The sequence below is a fragment of the Achromobacter sp. Root83 genome, from assembly GCF_001428845.1.
In the GTDB taxonomy this organism is placed as follows: domain Bacteria; phylum Pseudomonadota; class Gammaproteobacteria; order Burkholderiales; family Burkholderiaceae_B; genus Achromobacter.
Map to the genome: position 1 here is coordinate 48,844 of NZ_LMIU01000028.1, position 23,278 is coordinate 72,121.

Annotated in this window: 23 protein-coding genes; 10 read left to right on the forward strand and 13 right to left on the reverse strand. The window is 65.8% G+C overall.

Annotated features, from left to right (window positions below):
* Positions 1-18: 18 nt before the first annotated feature.
* A complete protein-coding gene (locus ASE30_RS27585) occupies positions 19-1,680 on the reverse strand; it encodes an arylsulfatase (RefSeq protein ID WP_057287466.1) in 1,662 nt (553 codons plus the stop codon).
* Between the two features lie 585 nt (positions 1,681-2,265).
* Between ASE30_RS27585 and ASE30_RS27590 the strand changes: the two genes are divergently transcribed.
* The 3 genes from ASE30_RS27590 to ASE30_RS27600 all read left to right on the forward strand — a co-directional run bounded on the left by ASE30_RS27590 (position 2,266) and on the right by ASE30_RS27600 (position 5,443).
* Positions 2,266-3,408, forward strand: coding sequence for a formylglycine-generating enzyme family protein (locus tag ASE30_RS27590; RefSeq protein ID WP_057287467.1), 1,143 nt, complete (start codon positions 2,266-2,268; stop codon positions 3,406-3,408).
* Between the two features lie 78 nt (positions 3,409-3,486).
* Positions 3,487-4,515 (forward strand): HAD family phosphatase, encoded by a 1,029-nt coding sequence (locus ASE30_RS27595; RefSeq protein ID WP_057287468.1) that lies wholly within the window; start codon positions 3,487-3,489, stop codon positions 4,513-4,515.
* Positions 4,516-4,723: 208 nt separating this feature from the next.
* Positions 4,724-5,443, forward strand: coding sequence for a DUF1697 domain-containing protein (locus ASE30_RS27600; RefSeq protein WP_082601768.1), 720 nt, complete (start codon positions 4,724-4,726; stop codon positions 5,441-5,443).
* On the opposite strand, the gene ASE30_RS27605 is transcribed toward ASE30_RS27600, so the two are convergent.
* The 4 genes from ASE30_RS27605 to ASE30_RS27620 form a co-directional block, all read right to left on the reverse strand.
* A complete protein-coding gene (locus ASE30_RS27605) occupies positions 5,440-5,637 on the reverse strand; it encodes a hypothetical protein (RefSeq protein WP_057287470.1) in 198 nt (65 codons plus the stop codon). The genes ASE30_RS27600 and ASE30_RS27605 overlap by 4 nt on opposite strands.
* 119 nt (positions 5,638-5,756) lie before the next feature.
* A complete protein-coding gene (locus ASE30_RS27610; protein ID WP_057287471.1) occupies positions 5,757-6,710 on the reverse strand; it encodes a cation diffusion facilitator family transporter in 954 nt (317 codons plus the stop codon).
* An 88-nt stretch (positions 6,711-6,798) separates the two neighbouring features.
* Positions 6,799-7,194, reverse strand: a complete 396-nt coding sequence (locus tag ASE30_RS27615; RefSeq protein WP_057287472.1) for a VOC family protein — start codon at positions 7,192-7,194, stop codon at positions 6,799-6,801.
* Between the two features lie 19 nt (positions 7,195-7,213).
* The gene (locus tag ASE30_RS27620) at positions 7,214-7,957 is read right to left on the reverse strand and encodes an SDR family NAD(P)-dependent oxidoreductase (RefSeq protein ID WP_057287473.1); all 744 of its coding nucleotides are present in this window, start codon (positions 7,955-7,957) and stop codon (positions 7,214-7,216) included.
* 133 nt (positions 7,958-8,090) lie between these two features.
* On the opposite strand from ASE30_RS27620, the gene ASE30_RS27625 reads away from it, so the two are divergent.
* On the forward strand, positions 8,091-8,990 hold the full coding sequence (locus ASE30_RS27625; RefSeq protein ID WP_057287474.1) for an AraC family transcriptional regulator: 900 nt from the start codon (positions 8,091-8,093) through the stop codon (positions 8,988-8,990).
* A 38-nt stretch (positions 8,991-9,028) separates the two neighbouring features.
* Here ASE30_RS27625 and ASE30_RS27630 read toward each other — a convergent pair whose 3' ends face one another.
* From ASE30_RS27630 to gph, 3 genes are all read right to left on the reverse strand, one after another.
* Positions 9,029-11,458, reverse strand: coding sequence for a mechanosensitive ion channel domain-containing protein (locus ASE30_RS27630; protein ID WP_057287593.1), 2,430 nt, complete (start codon positions 11,456-11,458; stop codon positions 9,029-9,031).
* Between the two features lie 312 nt (positions 11,459-11,770).
* Complete coding sequence (locus ASE30_RS27635) at positions 11,771-12,583, reverse strand: class I SAM-dependent methyltransferase (protein ID WP_057287475.1); 813 nt, start codon at positions 12,581-12,583, stop codon at positions 11,771-11,773.
* Between the two features lie 27 nt (positions 12,584-12,610).
* Complete coding sequence (gene gph, locus ASE30_RS27640; RefSeq protein WP_057287476.1) at positions 12,611-13,318, reverse strand: phosphoglycolate phosphatase; 708 nt, start codon at positions 13,316-13,318, stop codon at positions 12,611-12,613.
* Positions 13,319-13,361: 43 nt separating this feature from the next.
* Between gph and ASE30_RS29145 the strand changes: the two genes are divergently transcribed.
* From ASE30_RS29145 to ASE30_RS27650, 3 genes are read left to right on the forward strand one after another with little or no spacing between them, the layout of a single operon-like run.
* Complete coding sequence (locus tag ASE30_RS29145; RefSeq protein ID WP_156407803.1) at positions 13,362-13,499, forward strand: hypothetical protein; 138 nt, start codon at positions 13,362-13,364, stop codon at positions 13,497-13,499.
* A 2-nt stretch (positions 13,500-13,501) separates the two neighbouring features.
* Positions 13,502-14,032: an AraC family transcriptional regulator gene (locus ASE30_RS27645; RefSeq protein ID WP_057287477.1), complete on the forward strand. Its 531-nt coding sequence runs from the start codon at positions 13,502-13,504 to the stop codon at positions 14,030-14,032.
* Entirely contained in the window at positions 14,029-14,445 is a 417-nt protein-coding gene (locus ASE30_RS27650; RefSeq protein ID WP_057287478.1) for a VOC family protein, read from the forward strand. The genes ASE30_RS27645 and ASE30_RS27650 overlap by 4 nt, the downstream gene beginning before the upstream one ends.
* 18 nt (positions 14,446-14,463) lie before the next feature.
* On the opposite strand, the gene ASE30_RS27655 is transcribed toward ASE30_RS27650, so the two are convergent.
* On the reverse strand, positions 14,464-15,189 hold the full coding sequence (locus ASE30_RS27655; protein ID WP_082601769.1) for a GntR family transcriptional regulator: 726 nt from the start codon (positions 15,187-15,189) through the stop codon (positions 14,464-14,466).
* 279 nt (positions 15,190-15,468) lie between these two features.
* On the opposite strand from ASE30_RS27655, the gene ASE30_RS27660 reads away from it, so the two are divergent.
* Both ASE30_RS27660 and ASE30_RS27665 read left to right on the forward strand, forming a co-directional pair.
* Positions 15,469-16,371: a dihydrodipicolinate synthase family protein gene (locus tag ASE30_RS27660; protein ID WP_057287479.1), complete on the forward strand. Its 903-nt coding sequence runs from the start codon at positions 15,469-15,471 to the stop codon at positions 16,369-16,371.
* 16 nt (positions 16,372-16,387) lie between these two features.
* Positions 16,388-17,344 carry a tripartite tricarboxylate transporter substrate binding protein gene (locus ASE30_RS27665; protein ID WP_057287480.1) on the forward strand — a complete coding sequence of 319 codons (957 nt, stop codon included), beginning with the start codon at positions 16,388-16,390 and terminating at the stop codon, positions 17,342-17,344.
* Between the two features lie 107 nt (positions 17,345-17,451).
* On the opposite strand, the gene ASE30_RS27670 is transcribed toward ASE30_RS27665, so the two are convergent.
* The 3 genes from ASE30_RS27670 to araD form a co-directional block, all read right to left on the reverse strand.
* On the reverse strand, positions 17,452-18,441 hold the full coding sequence (locus ASE30_RS27670; protein WP_057287481.1) for a tripartite tricarboxylate transporter substrate binding protein: 990 nt from the start codon (positions 18,439-18,441) through the stop codon (positions 17,452-17,454).
* A 60-nt stretch (positions 18,442-18,501) separates the two neighbouring features.
* Complete coding sequence (locus ASE30_RS27675) at positions 18,502-19,212, reverse strand: ribonuclease activity regulator RraA (RefSeq protein ID WP_057287482.1); 711 nt, start codon at positions 19,210-19,212, stop codon at positions 18,502-18,504.
* A 63-nt stretch (positions 19,213-19,275) separates the two neighbouring features.
* Positions 19,276-21,006 carry an L-arabinonate dehydratase gene (araD, locus tag ASE30_RS27680; protein ID WP_057287483.1) on the reverse strand — a complete coding sequence of 577 codons (1,731 nt, stop codon included), beginning with the start codon at positions 21,004-21,006 and terminating at the stop codon, positions 19,276-19,278.
* Between the two features lie 135 nt (positions 21,007-21,141).
* On the opposite strand from araD, the gene ASE30_RS27685 reads away from it, so the two are divergent.
* Complete coding sequence (locus ASE30_RS27685; protein ID WP_057287484.1) at positions 21,142-21,831, forward strand: GntR family transcriptional regulator; 690 nt, start codon at positions 21,142-21,144, stop codon at positions 21,829-21,831.
* 9 nt (positions 21,832-21,840) lie between these two features.
* On the opposite strand, the gene ASE30_RS27690 is transcribed toward ASE30_RS27685, so the two are convergent.
* Positions 21,841-23,247, reverse strand: a complete 1,407-nt coding sequence (locus tag ASE30_RS27690) for a hypothetical protein (RefSeq protein WP_057287485.1) — start codon at positions 23,245-23,247, stop codon at positions 21,841-21,843.
* Positions 23,248-23,278: the final 31 nt, after the last annotated feature.

The window sequence follows — 23,278 nt, forward strand, 5'->3', positions numbered from 1 at the left end:
TGCCCAGGAATGCCGATATCAGTTGCCGGAAGGCAATGAAAGCTTGAAGCCGTCCTTGGCCAGGCTTTCCCGGATGTACTGGAACCGCTCGTATTCAGACAACGTCAGCGGTCCGTCATAGCCTTCGCTCTGCATCTTGCGAGGCGGGTAATCGATGTAAGTCTTCATCAGCGGGGCGACGGCATCGTTGATCATGACCATCGTCCAGGTCCGCTCCGTGACGTTGCTCATGAAGATGTCATAGCGCTCCTGCGGATCGGCCCAAAGGTCGAATACCTGCGGCACGGTCGCGACATAGGACTGCGGTCCCTTCCAGCCCAGGTTCGTATCCACCGCCAGCCCGCCGGTCACCGCGCCATCGTCACCACGCAGATTGAACACTGCCTTGTAATTGGCGACGCGCACCGCGCCGGGCGACAGTTCGTTCTCGGTGAAGTAGAACCAGGACTTGCGATCGCACTTTCCGGCGCCGAAGAAAACAGGCGACATGTCGTAGCTGTCGAAGATGATCGGCTTGTTTTCCCGATCATTCGTGGGCAGCTTCACGCCTGCGATCGCGGCAAACGTCGCCATCAGGTCCAGGCCACCGACCAGGCTGTGGTCCTTGGACCCGGCCGCGATCTTGCCCGGCATCCATGCGATTGCCGGCACCCGGTTGCCGCCTTCGCGCACAGTGCCCTTGGTGCCGCGCAGCGGCGTGTAGCCCGCATCGGGGTAGACGTCCTGCCAGGCGCCGTTGTCCGTCGTGTAGAACACCAGGGTGTTCTTGTCCAGGCCCAGCTCGCGGATCTTGTCCATGATGCGACCGATGCGTGCGTCCAGCTCCACGACCGAATCCGCATACTTGCTCTTGGACATGGACTTGTGGATGTAGTCCGGATCCGGCATGTTGGGCTGGTGCACCTTCATGAAGTTGATGCTCATGAAGAACGGCTGCTCGGACTTCGCGTTGCGGTCAAGGTAGTCGAGCGACGCCTTTTCCACGTAGCGGTCAAAGAACGGAATGCCCACGACGCCTTCACGGCCGTTCACAATCGGCGTATCGACATACTGGCCGTTGATCTTGAATTCCTCGCGCGGCTTTTCACCCGCGTTGCCGGACAGCGCGCCCTTCGTGACCCGCTGGAACATTTCCCGCACGTCGGCGGGCATGTCCGGGAACCACGTAGGATCGGCGTAGGTGTAGGCATTCAGGTGATAAAGGCCGGCGTACTTCATTTCGTCGTAGCCCTGGGCGTTGGGCAGCGCATAGTCCGCTTCGCCCAGGTGCCATTTGCCCGTGAAGAACGTCTTGTAGCCGGCCGTCTTCAGCACCGAGCCAAGTGTCCATTCCGCAGCGGGCAAGCCGCCGCCCTGGCCTTGGAAAGCCACGGTCGTCATGCCGCTGCGGTTTGGAATGCGGCCGGTCTGCATTGCGGCACGGCCGGGAGTGCAGCTTGGTTGCGCGTAAAACGAAAAAAAGGTCATGCCTTCGCTCGACAGCCGGTCGATATTGGGTGTGGGCATGCCGCGCCCGATGCCTCCGCCATATGGGCCGAGGTCGCCCAGGCCGGTGTCGTCGGACACTAGCAGGATGATGTTGGGTTTGCGCTGGTCCTGCGCGGCAGCCGGTGCGCAGATTGCCGCGCCAGCCAGGAAAAGAACCGCGGCACCGCAAGTGAGAGTTCGTTTAGTCGCCATCTTCAACTCCGCTGTGTGAGAGTTAAATCAACCGCACGAACCTGCAAACCGTGCGGTTCACATTGGCCTACGTACTGGGGGTAACTCAAGCCCGTGAGGACGTGGCGTCCGAGGACTCGATCGGAAGTAATGTTCATCGCCCACCTGATCATGTCAATGGAAATTTACGACGTTCAAGAACTTTTTCGCGCGCCTGGTTCGCGCAGACCAGAGCATCCGCACTGGCGGTCAAGCAGGGTGTACGGGATGGCCAACGTCGTTGATTCGTTGCGGACGTATGGCGGTTTGCAGGCGGCGCGAGGCTGGGCGAAAGTCATTGCGTGCGCGGCGCCGGGCGCCCCGCGAAATGACGCGGCAGGCACACCCCGTGCAGTTGCACTAGCGCAGTTGCGTTTTGCCCGGTTGCCACATCCGTGCTTATATTCTCCAACCCGTCGCAGCGCGGCACTTTGCGAGGCGCTCCCGGGGGGCCGCGCTCAAACTCCATAACGCAGCCAACTGAAATGGGCTCGTGCTGAGATCATCAGCGCTCTACAACCTTAGTTGCCGAGACATTGCAGTTTCAATGCCGCGACGGAGATATCCGTGAAAAAGCAGACCAAGATGGGATTGGTGGTGGCGGCGATGCTGGCTGCGTCTGGCGCCGTCGGCGCCTACGTCGCGGTAACGGCGGCGCCCGAGCGCGCGCCCACCATCAAGCTCGGGGACGGCAAAGAAGGGCCAATGGGAATGGCCTGGATACCCGGCGACGAATTTCTCATGGGCAACGACCATCAGATGTCGCAACCCAACGAGCGACCGGCGCACAAGGTGCGCGTCAGTGGATTCTGGATGGACGTGCACGACGTCACGAACGCGCAGTTCCGACGCTTTGTCGAGGCGACCGGCTACGTCACGACGGCCGAGCGGAAGCCGCGCTGGGAAGACTTGCGCGCACAGCTTCCGCCCGGCACGCAGCGTCCCGACGACAGCGCGCTGCAGGCGGGAGCCATGGTGTTCGTCGGCACGGAAGCCGAGGTCTCGCTGCGCGACTATTCGCGCTGGTGGCGCTTCGTGCCCGGCGCCGACTGGCGGCATCCGGCGGGGGCCGGAAGCAATATCGACGGCAAGGAAGAACATCCCGTCGTCCAGGTGTCGTACGAAGACGCCCAGGCGTACGCCAAGTGGGCCGGCAAGCGGCTGCCGACCGAGGCTGAGTGGGAGTTCGCCGCACGCGGCGGGCTGGCGCAGGCCACCTATAGCTGGGGCAACGAACTGCTGCCGCAGGGCAAACCCATGGCGAACATCTGGGATACCCGGCAGCCGCAGCCGTTTCCGGTCGTCAAGGACGAAAAGGTGCAGGTCGGCACCACGCCGGTGGGTAGCTTTCCTCCCAACGGATATGGTTTGTACGACATGGCTGGAAACGTCTGGCAGTGGGCGTCCGACTGGTACCGCGCGGACGCCTTCAAGGTTCAGGCGCAATATCGCCAGACGCCGCAGGATCCCGCGGGCCCGGCCGACAGCTTCGACCCCGACGACGGCGGCACGCCCGTGTCGGCGCCCAAACGCGTGACCCGGGGCGGGTCCTTTCTGTGCAGCGACACCTACTGCATCAGCTACCGCGCCAGCGCGCGGCGCGGCACGGATCCGCTCAATCCCATGTCGCATATCGGCTTTCGGACGGTGATGACCCCGCAGCAATGGAAGGCGGCGCAGGCCATGCAGGGCAGCGTTGCCAGCCGCTGAACACGCGCTGCATCGTAGCGGTGCATAGGCCGGCGGTCTGGTGGAACCCGCGCGCCATGGGCGTACAAGGAGAGCGTCATGCAGCCTTCAATCGAAAACCCAGCCGTGCGGCGCTGGTTCGCGTGGGTCTGGCTTTGCGTCGTATTCCTGCTGGCCGGATGTGCCGCGTCCGACCACCAGAAGCATCTGGAGCTTGCTACGTGGGCCGACGGACCTTCCCGCACCGCCATCGTCGCATTCGTGAAAACCGTCACTGACCCCGCCAGCCCGGACTTCGTTCCGGCCGAGGATCGCATTGCCGTATTCGATAACGACGGCACGCTGTGGAGCGAGAAGCCGATCTACTTCCAGGTGATGTTCTCCATGGACCAAGTGCACGCGCTGGCGCCATCGCACCCCGACTGGTACGCCCGGCAGCCCTTCATGGCGGTGCTGCAGGGCGACACCGCAGCCGTCGCTGCGTCCGGCGAACGCGGCCTCATGGAGATCGTGTTCGCGACCAACACCGGCATGACTGTGGACCAGTACACGCAGCGCGTTGACCACTGGCTGGAAACCGCACGCCATCCGCGCACCAAGCTGCCCTACAACAGCATGACATATGTGCCGATGCGGGAATTGCTGGATTACCTGCGTGCCAACGGTTTCAGGACCTACATCGTGTCGGGCGGCGAAACGGAGTTCATGCGCGCGTGGACGCAAAAGGCCTATGGCATTCCGCCGGAGCAGGTCATTGGCACCGCGTTCGGCACCCAGTTCGAAGCCAACGGCGGCACATATCAGCTCATGCGCCTTCCCAAGCTGGACTTCAACGATGATGGTCCCGGCAAACCGGTAGCCATCCAGCGTCACATCGGCAAGCGCCCGATCATGGCGTTTGGCAACTCCGACGGCGACCTGCAGATGCTGCAGTGGACCGCGGCCGGCCCCGGCAAGCGCTTCAGCGGCATCGTCCACCACACCGACGCCAAACGCGAATGGGCCTACGACAGGGATTCGAGCGTCGGCCGTCTGGACAAGGCCTTGGACGAGGCGCGCGCCAAAGGCTGGACGGTGGTGGACATGGAGAAGGAGTGGACGCGGATCTATGCGCAGGAATGGCCCTGATGACCACGGCCAATCCAGCTTGCTCCATCATTGATGCCGTCGCCAGCAGGCATATGCGAACGGCTGCTTCCGGCTGCGCTTCCCGGGAGGCACGACGGTCACCTGGAAGTTCGCCAAGGACGGCGAGGCGCTGGAGATCACGCCGCAAGGACGGTTGACGCTGGGTTCGGCGCAGCAGGAGCTGCAGGCTGCACTGGCATGACTAGGTATGCGATGCTTAGCAACGTGTTCAGCGTGGGTTAACAATCCTCTGCATGTGCCTCCTGGCCGCGTGGGCCCGTTAAAATCCCGCAACCACTTCCACATCCTTCCCGGCATGGCGCTTCCACCAGAACCCCACCTACCCCGCCGCTTCGCCCCTGTCGATACGCGGCACGAAAAGATCATTCTGTTGCGCGGCGTGATGCCGACGGGCAAGAACAAGGTGCTTATGGCGCCGCTGCGTGCCGCGCTGGAAGCCGCGGGCCTGGGCAACGTCAGAACCTACATCCAAAGCGGGAATGTCATCGCCACGTCCGAACTGGAGGCGTCTTCCATCGAGGCCCTGGTGCACCGGACGATCAAGGCGCAGTTTGGCGGGGATATCAAGGTCCTGGTCCGGTCGCCGTCGTATTTCCATGATGCGATGCACGGCAACCCTTTCAGGAATGAAGATCCCGCCAAGCTCTATTTCACGCTGCTCGGTTCCCGCCCGGACAAGTCCATGCTGGATGAATTTCATGCCTTGGGCCATGCGCCAGACCGGGTGAAGGTGGTGGACGATATGGCGTATGTGTTGTGCGCGACCAAGTACAGCGATCTGAAGGCCAATAACAATTTCATCGAGCGGAAACTCAAGGTCGTGGCGACGACCCGTAATTTCAATACGATCTCGAAGCTGATAGCGCTGAGCTCGGCCGGCTCCGCCCCGGCCGCCCTGCCCCTTTAGTCCGAGTGCGGTTGAGGCGGCGTGTCCATCGTCGAATCAACTTCGGAAACGGTCTCGCCTGGATAGGTGGCGCGCGCCGCGGCCAAGGCGGCTTCGCGGGATGGGTACATGCCCGGGTCCTCCTGAACTCCCAACAGAGCGATGCGGCGAAAGCTCCACATGTTGTCGGCGCGCTGAAAGATTTCGATGATCATGGCAGTTCCTCTTCAGGTGGATGGGCCGGCCGGGTGGCGCTTTTGCCGGGTAGCGCAGGGCTCATAGGGGTTGCGAACAGGTTGCGAATAGGCGGCGGATGGGCTGTGGGTGATCTGCTTCATTCCGCCCACTCCGTATCGCCCGTGAACACGATCGTCAACCAGCGGTCCGGGCTGTCTCCGCCCACGGCTTCGCCGATCTCGTCGCGCAGCCGGTCCCAGACCGCGATGGCGCGCGCCGGCATGTCCGGCGGCACGATGAAGTACAGCTCGATCTCGCGGGAACGGCCGACCTTGGCCACGTAGGCGCGATAGGAGGCAAAGCCATGGCGTTCGACGAAGGTTTGCGCCACCTCGTCCACGTGCTGCTTCAGATCGGGCGGCGTGACCAGGAGCATTTCCGACAGCGCCTGCCTGATGACCGACAGCGGCAAGGGGATGATCACCACGCACACCACCGCCAGCACGGCCGGGTCGATGTACGGGGAGATCCATGCCCAGCGGGTGCCCTGCACCGCGAACCCGATACAGAAGGCCACCAGCAGCGCTGCCGTGATGCTGGCCGACATGATCCAGCCTTTCAGGTCCATGTGCAGGAAGGCGGATCGGATCCGGCGATTGGCGCGCGCCTCGGCAAGCGCCATGGCCACGCAGCCGCTGAGGGTGAGCACGGCGTATATCATCGCCAGGCCGAATTCCAGTTCGCGCCCTCCCTGGAGCAGGCTGCTCACGGCGTTGATCAGCGCATAGATCGCCACGCCGCTCAGCAGGATGCCATTGAGCGCCAGCACCATGGGCTCAAGGTGCCAGAATCCCATCGTGAAACGATCGCGCAGCTTGCGCGGCAATTGGCGGGCTGTCGCGTAGGACGTGATCAGCCTGACGACCAGCAGCGTCAGCGCGCTCATGCTGGCGTCCACCAGCGAATAGACGCCATCGAACACGATGGAGAAGGAACCCGAGGCCAGGCCGAAGCCAATTCCGATGGCGGCGATGCAGAGCGTGGCGGCGATGGATATCCGCAGCACTCCCTGCTCGGAACGCAGGTCGAACAATGCAGTTCGCGGGGTCATGGTCCATTTCCGTTAAGGCCTGGTCCTGACACGATAGCAAAGACGGACGTCTCGCGCGTGCGCAAGACATTCCAGCACGGCTCATGGATTAGTGCTGCCAGCTTTTGTAAACGAACTCCAGGCTGTAGCCGTCCGGATCCAGGACATTGGCGGCGTAGTAGCGCGGGTCGTAATGCAGTCTTGCACCAGGCGCGCCATTGTCGGTTGCACCGGCGGCCATCGCGGCGGCATAGGCTGCGTCCACGGCCTCGCGGCTGTCCGCGACGAAGCCCACATGGGCCGCGCCCGCGGCAACCGTGCCCAGGCGCAGCCAGAAAAACACGCGTCCCTTGGCGCCGAACCCCTTCAGATCCGGGTGCCCGGGCGGGCCGTCCTTGCCGTCGTAGTCATGCCGATCGACGATGCCCAGGGGCGCAAGCGCTTGGACGTAGAAGGCAATTGAGCGGTCAAGATCGCTGACCGTAAGAAACAGATGATCCAGCATGGTTCGTACCTCCCGAGTATTAGATGTTGTAGCCGCCCGCGACTTCGATCGACTGCGCATTGATCCAGCCGCCGTCCTCGGTGAGCAGCGACGCGATCACCCGCGCGACCTCATCGGGTTCGCCGACCCGGCCCAGCGCGGTCTGCGATGCCAGCAGGGCCTCGAATTCGGCATTCAGCCCTCCTCCGAGTTCGGTCCGGATGGCGCCGGGGGACACCGCATTGACTCGGATCTTCCGCTCCGCGAATTCCTTGGCCATATAGCGGCTCAACACTTCCAGGCCGCCCTTGAACGTGGCGTAAGGCGCAACGCCCGCCGTCGCGACGCGGGTGGTCGCGCTGGTCAGGTTCACGATGCCAGCCCCTTGCTTAAGCAGCGGCAGAAGGGCTTGAGTCAGGAAAAACGGTCCCTTCAGCAAGACGTTCATCAAGCCATCGAATTGGTCTTCAGTCACGGTTTCGATGGGCGCGTACAGCCCGTAACCCGCGTTGTTCACCAGTCCGCTTAGCTCGCTGGTGTTCCAGGTTGCGTCCAGCGCGTTGATCACTGACTCCCGAAATGCGGCAAAACCGCTGGCGTCTCCCACGTCCAGTGCAAGCGCAACGGCCTGGCCGCCTTGCGCTTGAATGCGGCTGACCACGCCAGCGGCGGCGTCGGGGTTGCTTTTATAGGTCAGGATCACGCCCAGGCCCCGCCGGGCGCATTCGATAGCGGTGCTGGCTCCGATGCCACGGCTGCCGCCGGTGATGACAATGGTGTTCATGGGTATCTCAGTTCGGTTCAGTGCCTGAACGATAGTCCGGCGGCCAGATCATGGCCCACCCGTTCTTGCCACGATCCTGCCTATTTCTGCTTTCCCTCTTGTCCGCGGCGCGTGCCTGCCGTCAAATGGCGTGATGGAAGATCAACTCAAAGAGCTTCGGGCCTTGGCTGCCCATGCACGGAACCGCAGGACGGAAACCGGCATCCCCCGGGTGGCGATGGTCCAGGGGGCCATCCCCGAACACGAGCTGGCGGCCATGTACGACCCGATGGTCAACCTAATCCTGCAGGGCAGCAAGTCAATGACGGTAGGCGCCAAGACCCTGCACTACGATCCCGCGACCTATTTCGTCATGTCCGTGGATCTTCCCGCCGCAGGTGTTGTGCGCCCGGCCGGATCCGGCGCGCCCTATCTTGCCGTGAGCCTGACGCTCGATGCGACCCTGCTGACGCGCTTATTGTCCGAGCTGCCCGATACCGCCACACCGGATGAGCACGACAACGCGTTCTCGGTCGCCGCCGTGACGCCCGAGTTGCTGGACGCATGGGTCCGGATGCTGCGCCTGATGGCGCACCCCGCCGACATTCCCGCGCTTGCGCCGGCTTATGAACGAGAGATTCTCTATCGGGTGCTGCAGGGTCCGATGGGCTGGATGCTGAAAGACATTGCAAGCCCTGACACTGCCCTGGCGCGCGTGAATCGCGCGATCCAGCGAATTCGCCGCGACTACGCGCAACCGCTGCGGTCGGAGGCGCTGGCCGCGGAGGCCGCCATGAGCGTGTCGGCGTTTCATCGCCACTTCAAGGCGGTGACGTCGCTCAGTCCACTGCAGTTCCAAAAGCAGCTACGGCTGCTTCAGGCGCGGACGTTGCTGGTGGCCGCCGGCAAGAATGTGACCACCGCGGCGCATGACGTCGGCTATGAAAGCCCGACCCAGTTCAGCCGCGAATACGCCCGGGCGTTTGGCCTGTCTCCGGCCAGGGATGCTGCCCGCATCGCGGCCAGGTTGGCGTCGGGGCCGGAAAGACGCTGACCCCGACGCCCGGCAAGCGGGCAGCTCGCCCCCACTACCTACGTACGCGGCGTCTCGGTGTCCGCCTCTTCGCGCACTTCGAGCTCGTTGCCCAGCACCTCGGCCGAATCCTCGCTGCTGGCTTCCGGTTCCAGCCGGCGGCGCGTGTGTCCGGCGGCTCGGGCGTTTTCGCCCTCGTCGGGGCGACCGGCCTGCATGGCAACGTTGGCCGGTGGCGCGTAACCGCGCTTGTCCTGGCCGAAATACACCACGGTGTGCGGATACGGCAGCTCGATGCCGGCGGCGTCGAAGTGCTTCTTCAACAGCCGGTTGTAGCCGCGCTGCACCGCCCACTGCATGCCCGGCGTGGTCTTGATCAGGATCCGGATGGTGACGCCCTTGTCGTTGACGGCCGTGACGCCGGCCACGGTGATCTCTTCCAGGATCTCCGGCCCCAGGACCGTGTCGGTCATGAGCTCGGCGAAGGCGGCGCGCAGGTGTTCGATCGCATCGTCCACGCTTTCGCGGTGGGCGATGGTGTATTCGCCCAAGTGGTACGAGAAATCGCGCATGTGATTGGCCACCACGTCCACCGACGAGAACGGCACCAGGTGATAGCCGCCGTCCAGCGTGCGGATGCCCACCGAGCGTATGGTCATCCTCTCGACCGTGCCGAACACGCCCGCGACCTGGACCACGTCGTTTTCGTTCATGCCGTTTTCAAGCTGGATGAACACGCCGGTGATGATGTCCTGGACCAGTTTCTGCGCGCCGAAGCCAATGGCCAGGCCGACCACACCGGCGCCGGCGATCAGCGGCCCCACGTCGATGCCGATCTGCGACAGCAGCACCATCAGCGTCATCGTCACAATGACGATCAGCGCGGCGTTGCGGAACAGCGCCAGCAGGGTGCGCTCGCGCGCGCTGGGCATGCCCCGCTCTTCGCTCTGGCTCAGACGATGTTCGATGATGCTGGCGATGACGGTCCAGGCCAGCGTCGCGATCAGCAGCACGATGACGATGTTCAGCACCACCTTGATGGCCGCGCCCCCGGCATCCGACGCCAGCCAGCGCGACAGGTCGAAGGCATGCCAGGCATCCAGGATCAGCAGCACCGCGACGATGCGAACGATCCAGCCGACGACTTTCAGGGTGGCGGGGACGTAGGCGTTGACGCGCGCTTCCAGCAGCGGCAGGCGCCGCCGCAGGTCATCCGACAGCCTGATGGGCTTTGCCAGCACGGCGTTGAGCAGCAGGATCAACAGGCTGCTCACACCGATCACCAGCAGGGTCTGCGCGGTCGCCCAGGCCATGAAGGGCAGCGCGTTGGTCGGGTCGATCTGGCTTACCACCAGCAGGACGGTGAAGTAGCCAATGCCAAGCACGTGCCACACGCGCGACAGGAAATGCAGCCGCGAGCCCATGAAGGTGGGCGCACCGGCGGCGCGGCGGTCCAGGCGCTCGCGCACCGATTGGCGGTTCTGCCAGATGACGCGCACGGCGTACACGTACACCCCCAGCATGATGACCATGCTGGCCAGCCGGCCCAGCGCGGGCGACAGCGACGCCGCCATCACGGGACCGATCAGCAGCGTGCCGTAGCCCGCCGCTGCGACAACGCGCACCAGCCAGGCATTCCAGTACTTGGCCAGCTCGTCGGACATGGGCAAGAGGCGCAGATGCGGATGCCGCACGGCGAATACCGTGCGGATCAGCACCTTGACGATCTCCACGGACACGAAAGCCCGCAGGAACACGGCCGCCAGCGTATCCAGCGTGCCGCGCCCGGGCGTGCTCCACAGGGCGGCCGCGCCGCCGGCCATGGCGGCAAGCAGCACGACGCCCACGTCGATGGCCAGCGCCCCCACGATGGCCCCGGCGCGCCGGTACAGCACGCGCATGGAGGCCGGCGCGCCGCGCTTGGGCAGCGCCTGGGTTGCAGGCGGCGCGTCGGGCGTGGGCGGCACATCGGGCATGAGCGGCGCATCGGGCTTGCAGCCCTGTTCTGCCACCCAACGGTCGATGCGCGTGTAGATCCGCATGGCGATCATCCGCAGCAGGATGAAGGCAAGAATCGTGGCGACGGCGGCCAGCGTCAGGGGCAGCAAGGCATTGCCCGCCGTGCCGCTGTCCATCCGCAGGCTGCGTCCCGAAGCCAGCGCGCGCATGTCGTCCACGCCCTGGCCCATGTCGGCGGCCACGCCGGTCAGGAAGCGCTGCACGCCGTCGGCCATGCGTTCCTGCAGGCCGGGTTCGGCCGGCTGCGCGGGCGGCTGTGCGGCGCCCGGCGCATGCGACGGGGCCGGCTTGGCCCCGGACGCCTGCGCGCGCAGCGCCTCCACCATGGCCTTGCGTACGTCGGGATTGTCCAGCAGATCGGCCAGCGCGGCGGGCGTCAATTCAGGGGACGCAGCCGCCGGTTCCGGCGCCAGCAGTGGAAACGCGGCCTGGGCCTGGGCATGCCAGACGAAGGACAGGCAACTCAGCATCGCCGCCAGCAGCAAGGCTGCCAGCCAGGGCCTCTCGCGTCGGCGCCGCCAGAGACTGGCGGCATGATTGCGGGGCGGGAAAGAAATGGATGCTGTCGTTGCGGGTCGAACCACTAATAAATCTCCTCTGCGATCAAGGCAAATACCGGGCGCGCGATCGCGCTCGCGGCGCCGCTCCAGTCACATGATAAAGCCCCGCCCTGACGGCCCTGCTTGTGGCGGGCCGTTGCGCGACCCTGCGCGCGCCGCCAGATGGAAATTGTTTTCGCCCAAATGGCCGCATCAAGCTCGACGCCGCAGGCAGGCCACCTGCTATTTCGCCGCGACGATCATGTGCGCCTGGATCTTGCCGGCCACCGCGCCGGTCCCATGGCGGCTGGCGATCGCCTGCGCCGCGCGGTCCGTGGCGGCCTGGAGCAGGCCGGCGTCGCGCGCCTCGATTTCGTTGCGCAGCGGCGTGCCCTGGCAATAGGCGGTGGCGGCGTCCTTGGCGCTGGCCGCGCGGCTGATTTCCTCGCGTGTCTCGATGCTGACGTCGGCGAATCCCACCTGGCTCAGGTCGTCGCGGATCCGCGCGATGTCGTGATAGCCGTGCGGCGTGCGGGCAAGGAATCGCGGCGGGTCATGCGGAAACACCGTGGCGACGGCATTGGTGACGTCGTCGGCGAAGACGTTTTCTTCGATGCGGTCCCAGACGCTGAAGACCAGGCGTCCGCCGGGCGCCAGCACGCGCCGCGCCTCGGCGTAGCCGGCCACGCGGTCGGAAAAGAACATGGCGCCGAATTGGCAGCACACGACGTCGAACGAGGCGTCATCGAACGGCAGGGCCAGCGCATCCGCCTGCCGCCATTCGATGCGGCTGTCGGGTCCCTGGCGCGCGGCCGCGTAGTCGAGCATGGGCTGGTTCAGGTCGGTCACGACGTAGCGCGCGCCGGCGTCCAGCCTGGGCGCGAGCGCCCGCGTGACCACCCCGCTGCCGGCCGCGGTTTCCAGCACCGAACGCGGCGAGAAGCCCGCGACAAGCTCCGCCATCCGGACGGCATAGGCCTGGAAGATCAGCGGCACCATCAGCGTGTCGTAGATCTTGGGAATCGAGCCCGCGAACACTTTATCGATGTCGGTCATGATGCTGCTCCTTGAAAGCGCCTGCGCTTACGGTGCGATGGCCCGCCGCCTCCCGAGCAAGGCGGCGCAGGCGGCCGCGAGATCGTCGAAGTGATGCAGCAGCACATCCGGCGCGAGTTGGGTCGCCGGGATGTCGGTGTAGCCGAAGTCCACCAGGATCAATGGCGTGCCCGCCCCCCGGGCTGCGCTGGCGTCTGTGTCGGCGTCGCCAACCATGACGGTGCGCGCCAGGTCGCCGCCCACTGCCTGCACGGCTTCGACCAGGTGGGCGGGATTCGGCTTGGGCGCGGTGACGGCGTCTATCCCCACCACCCCGGCGAACAGGCCCGACATGTCAAGCTTGGTCAACAGGCTGCGCGACAGATCCGTGGGCTTGTTGGTGCAAACGACCAGCGTGGCGCCCGCCGCCTTGAGCGTTCCCAAGGCGGCCGTCACGCCGGGAAACGCTTGGGTTTCATCCGCGATATGAGCGCCGTAGTAATCAAGGAAACGTCCAAAAAGCGCCGCGGTGCGCGCGGCCGGCTCAGGCTCTCCGGCGATCTCAAGGCCCCACTGCAACAACCAGCGGGCGCCGCGGCTGACATAGGGCCGCCCTTGATCATATGGCAGGGGCCGATAGCCTTCCGAGACCAGGATGGCGTTCACGGCGCCGATCAGGTCCGGGGCCGATTCGACGAGGGTTCCGTCAAGGTCGAAAGCAATGGTTGCCCCATCAAGGGCGGACAGGTCGGTCACGGTGCGGAGCTCCTTTTGGGGCTTGGGGATGGAGCCAGGCCCTATGAGCAGTAGCTTAGCGCTGTCCGGCCTCTTCACGCTGGCGGCCAAGACCGCCCCGATCTGCGCGCGGCAGGGCAACGTCACGCGGGCGCCCGACGCCCGTGACCTACACTGGCAGCACCCCGGCAGCCACTTGTGACCATGCCCTCTCGCCCACACCCCGGCGCCGCGTCTTCCGACGGCGCATTGCAGGACGCGGCCCTGCTGCGCCGGCTGCTGCGCGCCAAAGACCGCATGGACGCTGCTTCGCAGGAGGCCTGGCTGGTCAGCCGCCTGGCCGAGGTCAGCGGGGTGTCGCCAGCGTATTTCGCGCGCTCCTTCAAGCGGGCCTTCGGCCTGCCGCCGCACCGGTATCTGCTGACGCGGCGCATCGAACGGGCCATCGCCCTGCTGCGCGAAACCGGGCTGAGCATCACGGAAATCGCCTTCGCGACCGGATGGGAAAGCCTGGGCACTTTCGGCCGCACCTTTCAGGATGTCACGGGGCGCAGCCCCAGCGCCATGCGCAGCGAAACGCGCAGCGAAGCGCGGGCGGACGTGCATTCAGCGGGCGGCGTCCCCGCGTGTGTGCTGAAGGCGGCCCAGCGCCCCGATCTGGCGATCGCAGTTTTGGAGAAGCGCCGCCGTCTGGCCAAGGCTACAGTCCCGCCACAGACCAAGGAGGAGTCATGAACGAAGGTATCAATGTCGCAGGCATATACGTGGATGACCAGGATGCGGCGCTGGCGTTCTACGTGGACAAGCTGGGGTTTCGCGTGCACACCGACGTGCGCAACGGCCCCTACCGCTGGCTCACGGTCCAGCATCCGGACCAGCCCTCGTTTCAACTGGGCCTGTTCCGGCCCGGCCCGCCCATCCACGACGAGGCCACCGCGCAAACCCTGCGCGCCATGGTCGCCAAGGGCGCGATGCCGTCCCTGGTGCTCTCCGTCGCCGACTGCCGCGCCAGCTACGCCCGCCTGAAAGCCCTGGGCGTGGAGTTCACCGAGGAACCGGTGGATCGCTACGGCAGCGTCGACGCGGGTTTTCGCGACCCGGCGGGCAATGGCTGGAAGATGATCCAGGCCCCAAAAAGCGCGGGGTGACCCGCGCGTACACGAAGCCTAGGCGGGCTGCGGCGAGGCCGACGCATCGAGCAGATGGTCGACGATGGCGAGGATCTGCTCTGCCGCCTGGGCGATATGGCGTTCCAGCGCGGCCTCCGCTTTTTCCGGCTGGCCCAGGCGGGCAAGCGCGATAAGTTCGGTGTGTTCGTCGTGGGCCTGCTGGCGGATCGGCGCGTTGACAATCTGGAAGCGGAAATAGCGCTCTGATTTTTCGTGCAGCGCGCGGACCATGCCCAGCGCCGCCGGCCGCTGCGCGGAGCGGTACAGGAATTCATGCAGTTGCCAGTTGAGACGGCCCCACTGCTCCGGCGCGGCCTCGTCCATCTGCGCCACCACCTGCGCGGCGCGGTCCAGGTCGCCGTCGTCCTTCTGGTGCACGGCAACGCGAAGCAGCCACGGTTCGAGCCGCATGCGGATGTCGAAGAACTCCTGCACTTCGGTGCGCGACAGCATCGACACGTAAGCGCCGCGGTGCGGGATCATGTCGATCAATCCCTCCGCGCTGAGCTGGCGGATGGCCTCGCGCACCGGCAGGCGGCTCACGCCCAGCTCTTCGGCGAACAGTTCCTGCCGCAACGCCGAACCCGGCGCGATCGCGCCGGACAGGATGCGGTCACGCAGTTCGTCCACGACCAGCTCGACGGCGGTCTTGCGGATCAGGCGGCCGGCGGAACCGGCGGCGGGGCGAGACGGCGATACGGACAGCGGAGAATTCTGGGACACGTGAAACCTGTCTGGTTGATCCCGCCCGGCGGACGCCGCGCGGTGTGGAAATGCCGGAACCGGCTGGTGATGCCCAGGAAAACCCCGAGAGACAGCCGGTGCCCGCAGACCTTTTAATGTGAGTATATTGGATCCATGATCCACCGCATAACGCCGCCGGAAAAAGTGGCGGATCGAGGCATACGCCTCCTTTTTTTAAACTCTACACTTTGGATCCAATATCCAATAATCCATTCCGGCCGGGTTCCCTCGGGCGGGCCGCACATCAGGAGCCGCAGCATGAGCATTCAATGGAAAGGCGTTTTCCCCGCCGTCACCACCAAACTGAACCCCGATTTCTCCCTGGACCTGGACGCCATCCGCAAGGGCCTCGAACGGCTGATCGACAACGGCGTCGGCGGCGTCGTGATGATGGGCATGGTGGGCGAAAACGCCCAGTTGTCGCCCGAAGAAAAGCTCAGCGTGTTGCGCACCGCCGTGGAAACCGTGCGCGGCCGGGTGCCGGTGGTCTCGGGCGTGGCCGAAACCGGCACGGCCCGGGCGGCGGCGTTCGCGCAGGAGGCCGCGAAGATCGGAGTCAACGGCCTGATGGTGTTTCCCGGCCTGACGTACAAGTCCGACAACCGGGAAACGGTGGCCTTCTACCGCACGGTGGCGCAGGCCAGCCCCCTGCCCATCCTGCTGTACAACAATCCGCGCGGCTATGGGGTGGACCTGACGCCGGACGTGGTGGCCGAATTGCTGCAGGAGCCGACCATCGCCGCCATCAAGGAAGAATCCTACGACACCACCCGTGTCACCGACCTGATCACGCGCTTTGGCGACCGCCTTGCCGTGGTGTGCGGGGTCGACGACCTGATACTGGAAAGCGCCGCACTGGGCGTGACCGCCTGGGTCTCCGGCATGGCGAACGCCGTCCCCAAGGCATCGGTCGACTTGCTGCGCCTGGCTGCCGAAGAGGATTTCGTCCGCGCGCGCAAGCTGTACGCCGCCCTGACTCCGCTGTTCCACCTGGATACGGTGGTCAAGCTCGTGCAGCACATCAAGCTGGCCGAACATCTGATCACCGGCAGCGCCGAAACGGTGAAGCCGCCCCGCCTTGACTTGGCCGGCGCGGAGCGCGAGCGCACCATCGCCATCACCAAGCAGACGCTCGCGGACCTGTCCGCCCTGGGCTATTGATTCCGGAGCCGCCATCATGCGACACATCCGCCTGTCCGCGCTGCTCGTCAGCGCCCTGTCCGTCTTGCCCGCCGCCCACGCGGCCGATTATCCCGCGCGTTCCATGGAGCTGGTGGTCGCCTACCAGCCCGGCGGCGGCAGCGATAACACCGCCCGCGCCATTGCGGAAGCCGCCCGCCCCCCGCTTCTGGCGCAGCCCACCGTCGTGATCAACAAGCCGGGCGCCAGCGGCTCCATCGGCTGGGCGTACGTTGCCAACGCCCAGCCCGACGGCTACCGGCTGGTGCTGATGACCCCTGAAATGCTAGTGGTGCCGCTGATGGGCATCGGCAAGACCACGGTCGGCGATTTTCAGCCTATCGCCCGCTTCACGGACGATCCCTCGTCGGTCACCGTGCGCGCCGACGCGCCGTGGAAAACGGTAGAGGAATTCCTGGCGGACGCGAAGAAGAATCCCGAGCGCATCGCGGTGTCCAATGCCGGCATCGGCACGGTCCCGCACATGGCGGCGGCGGCGTTGGGCGAGCAAGCCGGCGTGCAATTCGTGCATGTGCCCTACCAGGGATCGGCGCCCGCCATCATGGGCCTGCTGGCGGGCGACGTGCAGGCCACCACGGTGGCCTACGCCGAACTCCAGCAACACGTCGAAACCGGCAAGCTGCGCACGCTTGCGGTGATGGCGCCGCAGCGCCTGGAGAACCTGCCCGCCGTCCCCACGATGAAGGAGCTGGGCGCGGACCTGCAGTTCAGCGTGTGGCGTGGCATCGGGCTGCCCAAGGCGGCCCCCGCCGATGCCGTGGAGAAATGGCGGGCCGCTGCCCGCCACGTGGCGCAATCCAAGGACTTCCAGACGCTCATGCGCAAGCAGAACCTGACGCCCTCGTACGCCGACCAGCCGCAATTCACCGCGGACGTGGCGCGCCAGGAGCAGGCGTTCCAGACGCTGGTGCCCAAGCTCAATCTGAAGCCCTGAGCGCAACGGGGCGGCGGCCCGCGATTTGCCAGCCCGCCGCCCCGCGTTTACGCGCATCCGCGTGGCGCCGCGCGATCACATCGGGCGGCGCCACCCTGCAAACGGCCCTACTCCACCGACGCGCCCGACTTCTTCACGACTTCCGCCCAGCGCGGGATTTCCGTGGCCATCAGGTCGCGCAGTTGCTCGGGCGTGCTGCCAACCAGCTCCATGCCCATCGTCTTGCCCAGCTTTTCCTGCACGTCCGGTTCCTTCACGATGAGGGCGATCTCGGCCGCCAGCTTGTCGAGGATGGGCTTGGGCGTGCCCTTGGGCGCATAGACCGCCTGCCACGACGCCATCTGGAAGCCCGGCACGCCGGCCTCCTGCATGGTGGGGACATCGGGCGCGAGCGCGATGCGGTCCTTGGTGGTCACGGCCAGCAGCTTGAGCTTGCCGGTCTGCAGCAGCGGCAGCGCCGCCGTCATCTGGTCGAACATGAACGTCACCGCGCCGGAGGACACGTCCACCATGGCGGGCGGCGTGCCCTTGTACGGCACGTGGGTCAGCGGCACGCCGATCATGCCGGAGAACAGTTCACCGGCCAGGTGCGTGGAGGTGCCCGCGCCCGACGATGCGAACGTGCGCTTGGTCGGGTCGCGCTTGAGCAGCGCGATCAGCTCCGCCACCGAATTCACGCCCAGGTTGGGATCCACCAGCAGCACGTTGGGCAGGAAGGCGATCAACGACACGGGTTCGAAATCCTTGACCGGGTCGTACTTCAGGTTTTTGTACAGGCTGGCGTTGATGGCATGGGTGCTGATCGTGCCGCCGAACAGGGTGTAGCCATCGGGCGCGGCCTTGGCGACGTAGGTCGCGCCGATGCCGCCCGCGGCGCCGGGCTTGTTTTCCACGATGACGTTCTGGTGCAGGCGGTCGGCCAGCTTCTGGGCCAGCACCCGGCCCACCACGTCGGTCGAGCCGCCCACGGTGAACGGCACCACATAGGAAATGGGCTTTTGCGCGGGCCAGTCGGCGGCGCTGGCGGGCAAGGCCGCCGTGCCGAGGACGGCGCCTGCCAAGAGCGCGGCAAGCGCGCCGCGTCGTTGCGTGTTCATGATTGTCTCCTGCCTTGTTTTATAGGTCTGTGTGGGTGCCGGCGGCGCCGGCGGCAAGGCTCAGCGGCCTTGTTCTTTGCGCCAGGCGGCGAATTTGTCCTTGGTGCCGGGGTCGGTCGGCGGATACAGGCCCAGGATGGAAGCGCCCTGCTGCACCTGACTGGTGACGAAGTCTTCAAAGGCGGTCATTTCCACGGCCTCGATCGAGATCTCGTCGGCCAGGTGGGCCGGGATGACGACCACGCCCTCGCGGTCGCCGACGACGATGTCTCCGGGCCACACCGCCACGTCGCCGCAGCCGATGGGCGCGTTGATGTCCAGGGCCTGATGCAGGGTCAGGTTGGTGGGCGCGGAGGGACGCTGGTGATAGGCGGCGAAGCCGAGTTCGGCGATTTCAGGGGAATCGCGAAACCCGCCGTCCGTGACCACGCCCGCCACGCCGCGCTTCATCAGGCGCGTGATCAGGATGGAGCCGGCTGACGCGGCGCGCGCGTCCTTGCGGCTGTCCATCACCAGCACCGCGCCCTCGGGGCAGGTTTCGACCGCGACGCGCTGGGGATGCGAGCGGTCTTCGAACACTTTGATGGTGTTCAGGTCTTCACGCGCGGGGATGTAGCGCAGGGTGAAGGCGGGGCCGACCATGTTCGGCAGGTTGGCGTTCAGCGGACGCACGTCCTGGATGAACTGGTTGCGCAGGCCGCGCTTGAACAAGGCGGTGCACAGGGTGGCGGTGCTGATGCCGGCCAGCCGGGCGCGGGTTTCGGGATTCATTTGGGACACGATGGCTCCGGGGTCTGAAAACGGGGAATGCGGGAAGGCAGGCCAGGCCCGCGCTCAGAAGATCTCGGGTTCGGACACGGGCGCGCCGAAGCCGGTTTCAAGAAAGTCGAAGTCGCAGCCGTCGTTGGCCTGCAGGATGTGCTTGGAATACATCCAGCCATAGCCGCGCTCGTAACGCTTGGGCGGCGGCGTCCAGGCGGCGCGGCGCGCGGTCAGTTCTTCGTCGCTGACGTTCAGGTTGATGCTGCGGGCCGGCACGTCCACGGTAATCATGTCGCCCGTCTTCACCAGCGCCAGCGGGCCGCCGATGTAGCTTTCGGGCGCCACGTGCAGGATGCAGGCGCCATAGCTGGTGCCGCTCATGCGGGCGTCCGACAGCCGCAGCATGTCGCGCACGCCCTGCTTGACCAGTTTGGTCGGGATGGGCAGCATGCCCCACTCCGGCATGCCCGGGCCGCCCTGCGGGCCGGCGTTGCGCAGGATCATGATGTGATCGGCGGTGACGTCCAGGTTTTCGTCGTCGACCGCGGCTTTCATGCTGGGGTAGTCGTCGAACACCAGGGCCGGGCCGGTGTGGCGCAGATACTGCGGCGCGCAGGCGCTGGGCTTGATCACGCAGCCGTCGGGCGCGATATTGCCGCGCAGCACGGCCAGCGCGCCCTCGTCGTAGATGGCGGTGTCCAGCTTGCGGATCACGTCGTCGTTGTAGACCTCGGCGCCCGCGATGTTTTCGCCCAGCGTCTTGCCGGTGACGGTCATGGCGGACGGGTCCAGGTGGTCTTGCAGGCGCGTCATCAGCGCGGGCAGGCCGCCCGCGTAATAGAAATCTTCCATCAGGTAGGTGTCGCCGCTGGGCCGGATGTTGGCGATGACGGGCACCTTGCGGCTGGCGGCGTCGAAGTCGTCCAGGCTGACCGCGCAGCCGGCGCGCCGCGACATGGCGACCAGGTGGACGATGGCATTGGTGGAACAGCCCATGGCCATGGCCACGTTGATGGCGTTCTTGAACGACGCAAGGGTCAGGATACGCTGGGGCGTCAGGTCTTCCCAGACCATCTCCACCACGCGCCGGCCGCATTCGGCGGACATGCGCATGTGGTTGACGTCCGCCGCCGGAATCGACGAGGCGCCCGGCAGGGTCATGCCGATGGCCTCGGCAATCGCGGTCATGGTGCTGGCGGTGCCCATGGTCATGCAGGTGCCGTAGCTGCGGGCGATGCCGCCCTCGACTTCGGTCCATTGTTCCTGGGTGATCTTGCCGGCGCGGCGCTCGTCCCAGAGCTTCCAGGCGTCCGAGCCGGACCCCAGGATCTTGCCCTTCCAGTTGCCGCGCAGCATGGGGCCGGCGGGCACATACACACAGGGCAGGCCCGCGCTGATGGCGCCCATGATGAGGCCCGGCGTGGTCTTGTCGCAGCCGCCCATGAGCACGGCGCCGTCCACCGGGTGGCTGCGCAGCAGCTCCTCGGTTTCCATGGCCAGGAAGTTGCGGTACAGCATGGTGGTGGGCTTCACGAAGGATTCCGACACCGAAATGGCCGGCAGCTCTACCGGGAAGCCGCCCGCCTGGAACACACCGCGCTTCACGTCTTCGACGCGCTGCTTGAAATGGCTGTGACAGGGATTCAGGTCGGACCAGGTATTGATGATGGCGATGATGGGGCGGTTGGCCCAGTCGTCGGGGCCATAACCCATTTGCATCATGCGGGACCGGTGGCCGAAGGAACGCAGGTCGTCCTTGGCCATCCAGGCGGCGCTGCGCAGGCTTTCGTAGGAGCGTTTCATAGGGGATGCGGCAAAAGCGTGGTGACGGTCAGGCCATTTAAACACTAATACATTAGTGCGTCAGCTAGGTAAAAACCCGCTACACTGCGGTTTTCGCTTACGCCCGTCCTGCAAGGGACTTCACTAGACGACCTGATGCAAAGCCAAAAGCTCAGATTGGACCGGTCCCGCCACGCGGCGCCTCAGGTCTTCGAAGACCTGCGCGAACAGATCGTTTCGCTGGAACTCGCGCCCGGCGCGCCGCTGTCGCGCGTCACGCTGGCGCAAGCCTATGGCCTGAGCCAGACGCCCATCCGCGATGCGCTGATGCGGCTGGCCGAAGAGGCGCTGGTGGAGATCTATCCGCAGCACACCACGGTGGTCAGCCGCATCGATATCGCCGCCGCCCGTCAGGCGCATTTCCTGCGCCGCTCGCTGGAACTGGAAATCGTGCAAATGCTGGCGCAGCGGCCGGATCCCCTTCTGTTTCACCGGCTGCAGGCCAACATCGATCTGCAGCGCGCCAGCCACGCCAGGGGCGAGTACCAGCAGTTCATCGACGCCGACCAGGCATTTCACCGCAACATGCACGACGCCGCCGGCGTCACCGCCCTGTGGGAAATGGAGCAGCGCTACAGCGGCCACCTGGACCGGCTGCGCCGGCTGCACCTGCCGGAAGCGGGCAAAGCCGAACGCATCCTGGACGACCACCAGCGGCTGCTGGACGCGATCGTCGCGCAGGATCCGGCGCGGGCGCAGCAGGTGCTGCGCGAGCACCTGTCGGGCACGCTCAGCCAGGTGGCCGAGATCTGCAAGCGCTATCCGGAGTACGTGCTGGCCGACTAGCGGCCCCGCTCAATCCAGCGGATAGCGCTGGATGACGGTCTTGCCGCCGCGCTCGGCCAGCGACAGCAAGGCGTCGCCGGTCAGGTCCAGGCCCAGCAGCCCGCGCTCCTGTTCGTGCGACAACTGGAACGGGAGCCAGGTCTTTCCCTGATCCCGGGTATAGAAATAGGTCTTGGTGTACTCGCCGAACGAGAGCATGTGGTCGGCATAGGTCTTGATGACCCATGCATTGCGGCCGAACCACGCGTCCCCGATCCAGGTGGGCATGCCGCGCACCTCGGGCGACACGGATCGCTCGATCCAGGCCCGGCCCGCCTTGTCCAGTTCATAGATGGCATCGCCCGTGGTCTCGAACACGGGCTGGTCGCGCGCCACCCGCGCGTGCGGCTTCTGCGCCGGTACGGGCGGCACGGCGGGCGTGATGCGGAAGGCGGGCGACGCGCCCTCCTGGAATTCCACCTCGAATCGCCGGGTCTCGATCACCCGGTCTTTTTCCTGCGCGTCGGGCCTGACGCGCGTGCGCCAGCTCCAGCCCACGGCCCGCTTTTCGTCCAGCGGATACAAGGACCAGCCGTAGGCGAGCTGCTCCTCGCCGTACAGGCCGCGTTCCTTCCCGGCCGTTTCGGCGAAGCCACGTTCGAACGCCGCCGCGTCTGGCCAGACCTGTTCCTTCAACAGCGCCGCGGACCAGCGCCTGGCGCCGTCGCAACTGTGCAAGAGGCGCATGCCGGCCTCGCGCGGCTCCAGCGCAACGGCAAGATCCTGCGCCAGAAACACCGTGTGTTGCTGCGGGGCGCCCAGCGTCACTTCCGGGTCGTAGGTCCAGGTGGCGCCCAGGTCGTCGGAGCGCAACGTATCCCAGGCGTCCGGCTGATCGCCATCGCCCGTGCTGCGCACGGTGCCGGTCACCAGATACAGGGCCTTGCCCTGCGGTGTGCCGATCAGGGTGAGGCCCGTGTCGCCGCTGATCGAACCCAGCAGTTCAAACGCACCGGTGCCCCTGCCCCCATAGATGAGGTTGCGCGTATCGGTGGCGGCGCTGCCGGTCTGCAGCATCCGCATCGCAAGGTCATCATGGTCATGGGCAAGCACCGCGGCGGCGCCGGTGCGGGTCAGCCGCTCGCGCTGCTTCTGCGAACGTTCCATCAGGGCGGGAACCTGGGTGTCCAGCACGGGCGCGCGGCTCAGGCCCTCGACGTCCCGGGGGGTTACCAGCAATTGGCCCGTCAGCAGCTGGCGTTCGCCGAAGCGCTGCATGGACACGCGCGAATAAGAGGCCAGCGCCGGCCCGTTGAGTTCGCCGATCACCTCGCTGCGAGCGAGGGGCGCGCCCATCGGTATGATCTGATAAACGGCATAGCCAAGCACACCCGCGACAGCAATCGCAAGGCCGCTGGCAAGCAGTCTGATGTTCATCGGTCAACGCATCCTGGGCATGAACGGCAGC

Excerpts from the sequence above, each read along its gene's own strand:
- ASE30_RS27585 (WP_057287466.1), bottom strand. The coding sequence starts at position 1,680 with ATGGCGACTAAACGAACTCTCACTTGCGGTGCCGCGGTTCTTTTCCTG.
- ASE30_RS27595 (WP_057287468.1), top strand. The coding sequence starts at position 3,487 with ATGCAGCCTTCAATCGAAAACCCAGCCGTGCGGCGCTGGTTCGCGTGG.
- ASE30_RS27600 (WP_082601768.1), top strand. The coding sequence starts at position 4,724 with ATGCGATGCTTAGCAACGTGTTCAGCGTGGGTTAACAATCCTCTGCAT.
- ASE30_RS27605 (WP_057287470.1), bottom strand. The coding sequence starts at position 5,637 with ATGATCATCGAAATCTTTCAGCGCGCCGACAACATGTGGAGCTTTCGC.
- ASE30_RS27610 (WP_057287471.1), bottom strand. The coding sequence starts at position 6,710 with ATGACCCCGCGAACTGCATTGTTCGACCTGCGTTCCGAGCAGGGAGTG.
- ASE30_RS27615 (WP_057287472.1), bottom strand. The coding sequence starts at position 7,194 with ATGCTGGATCATCTGTTTCTTACGGTCAGCGATCTTGACCGCTCAATT.
- ASE30_RS27620 (WP_057287473.1), bottom strand. The coding sequence starts at position 7,957 with ATGAACACCATTGTCATCACCGGCGGCAGCCGTGGCATCGGAGCCAGC.
- ASE30_RS27625 (WP_057287474.1), top strand. The coding sequence starts at position 8,091 with ATGGAAGATCAACTCAAAGAGCTTCGGGCCTTGGCTGCCCATGCACGG.
- ASE30_RS27630 (WP_057287593.1), bottom strand. The coding sequence starts at position 11,458 with ATGCTGAGTTGCCTGTCCTTCGTCTGGCATGCCCAGGCCCAGGCCGCG.
- ASE30_RS27635 (WP_057287475.1), bottom strand. The coding sequence starts at position 12,583 with ATGACCGACATCGATAAAGTGTTCGCGGGCTCGATTCCCAAGATCTAC.
- ASE30_RS29145 (WP_156407803.1), top strand. The coding sequence starts at position 13,362 with ATGAGCAGTAGCTTAGCGCTGTCCGGCCTCTTCACGCTGGCGGCCAAG.
- ASE30_RS27645 (WP_057287477.1), top strand. The coding sequence starts at position 13,502 with ATGCCCTCTCGCCCACACCCCGGCGCCGCGTCTTCCGACGGCGCATTG.
- ASE30_RS27650 (WP_057287478.1), top strand. The coding sequence starts at position 14,029 with ATGAACGAAGGTATCAATGTCGCAGGCATATACGTGGATGACCAGGAT.
- ASE30_RS27660 (WP_057287479.1), top strand. The coding sequence starts at position 15,469 with ATGAGCATTCAATGGAAAGGCGTTTTCCCCGCCGTCACCACCAAACTG.
- ASE30_RS27665 (WP_057287480.1), top strand. The coding sequence starts at position 16,388 with ATGCGACACATCCGCCTGTCCGCGCTGCTCGTCAGCGCCCTGTCCGTC.
- ASE30_RS27670 (WP_057287481.1), bottom strand. The coding sequence starts at position 18,441 with ATGAACACGCAACGACGCGGCGCGCTTGCCGCGCTCTTGGCAGGCGCC.
- ASE30_RS27675 (WP_057287482.1), bottom strand. The coding sequence starts at position 19,212 with ATGAATCCCGAAACCCGCGCCCGGCTGGCCGGCATCAGCACCGCCACC.
- araD (WP_057287483.1), bottom strand. The coding sequence starts at position 21,006 with ATGAAACGCTCCTACGAAAGCCTGCGCAGCGCCGCCTGGATGGCCAAG.
- ASE30_RS27685 (WP_057287484.1), top strand. The coding sequence starts at position 21,142 with ATGCAAAGCCAAAAGCTCAGATTGGACCGGTCCCGCCACGCGGCGCCT.
- ASE30_RS27690 (WP_057287485.1), bottom strand. The coding sequence starts at position 23,247 with ATGAACATCAGACTGCTTGCCAGCGGCCTTGCGATTGCTGTCGCGGGT.